This is a genomic window from Curtobacterium sp. PsM8, assembly GCF_030433875.1.
Classification (GTDB): Bacteria; Actinomycetota; Actinomycetes; order Actinomycetales; family Microbacteriaceae; genus Curtobacterium.
The window spans coordinates 1-1,483 of the sequence record NZ_JARUXD010000146.1 but is presented as its reverse complement, the minus strand read 5'-3'; the positions used below and the strand labels follow the sequence as shown (position 1 = coordinate 1,483).

The window sequence follows — 1,483 nt, the reverse complement described above, 5'->3', positions numbered from 1 at the left end:
GCCGCCGGATCCGGCGGCGTCTCGGCGCTTCGACGGCGTCTCGGACAGACGCCGTCGTGTCGCGGGGTCAGCGCGCGGCGAGCTCCGCGAGGATGCGGTCGCCGGGACCGCTCTCGACGAGGTCCGCCTCGATCTCGGCGTGCTCGAGGATGCCCTCGATCTTCCGGCGACGGCTGCGCGGGACGATCGTGACGACCGTGCCCTCCTTGCCGGCACGACCGGTGCGGCCGGAGCGGTGCATGTACGCCTTGTAGTCGTCCGGCGCGTCGGCCTGCACGACCAGCGAGATGTCGTCGACGTGGATGCCGCGCGCGGCGACGTCCGTGGCGACGAGCACGTTCACCCGGCCGCTGGTGAGCAGCGACAGGTTGCGCGTGCGGCGCGACTGGTTGAGGTCGCCGTGCAGCGAGGTCGCGCGGATGCCGGCGTCCTCGAACTGCTCGGCGAGCCGCTCGGCGTAGGCGCGGGTGCGGGCGAAGACGATGGTCTTGCCCTCGCCGGCGACGAGCTCCTCGAGGACCCGGTCCTTGTCGCGCTGCTCGACCACGAGCACGCGGTGGTCGATGGTCGAGGACGCCTGGTCCTCACCCGCGACCTCGTGCACGCTCGGCTCGTGCAGGAACTGCTCGACGAGCGCCGCGACCTGGGTGTCGAGCGTGGCGCTGAACAGCAGCTTCTGCGCGCGGTTGCCCTGCGGGGTGACCTCGGCGGTGGCGCGGAGGATCTCCTGCACCGGCTCGAGGAACCCGAGGTCGCACATGTGGTCGGCCTCGTCGAGGACGGAGATGACGACCTCGCTGAGGTCGAGCTTCCCCTTGTTCAGGAGGTCCTGCACGCGACCCGGGGTGCCGACGATGATGTCGACGCCGCGCTCGAGCGCACCCTCCTGACGGCCGTACGGGACACCGCCGTAGATCTGCGTCGTGAAGAGCCCCACCGAGCGGGCGATCGGCTGCACCGTGCGGTCGATCTGCAGGGCGAGCTCGCGGGTCGGCGCGAGGATGAGCGCACGCGGGGCGCGGCCCATCTTGCGCTTCGTGCCGCCGCCGTGCTCCATGAGCTTCTCGACGAGCGGGGCGCCGAACGCGATGGTCTTGCCGGAGCCCGTGCGGCCGCGGCCGAGGACGTCCTTGCCGGCGAGCACGTCGGGGATCGTCGCGGCCTGGATCGGGAACGGGCTCGCTGCGCCGAGCTCGGCGAGGGCGCGGGAGATGTTGCCGCCGATGCCGAGGTCGCCGAAGGTCACACCGTCGACGTCGGCGGCGATGGTCGCCTCGGCCTGCAGCTTCTCGAGCTTGACGTCGTCCGCGGGGACGAACGGGGTGCGCTCGGTGGGGCGGTCGGTGCGGTCGAAGCTGCGGGGAGCGCGCTCGTCACGGTCGAAACGACGCGGGCGGTCGTCGTTGTCACGACGGGGAGCGCGGTCGGTGCGGTCGTTGCGGTCGAACGAACGCGGCGCGCGGTCGTCACGGTTGAACGAGCG

General features: G+C 72.2%; 1 protein-coding gene. It reads right to left on the bottom strand.

Going from position 1 to position 1,483, the window contains the following annotated elements; all coding sequences use genetic code 11:
* Window positions 1-67 precede the first annotated feature (67 nt).
* Window positions 68-1,483: DEAD/DEAH box helicase (locus QCD68_RS17155; RefSeq protein ID WP_301223886.1), on the bottom strand; the 1,416-nt coding region annotated here is incomplete at its 5' end.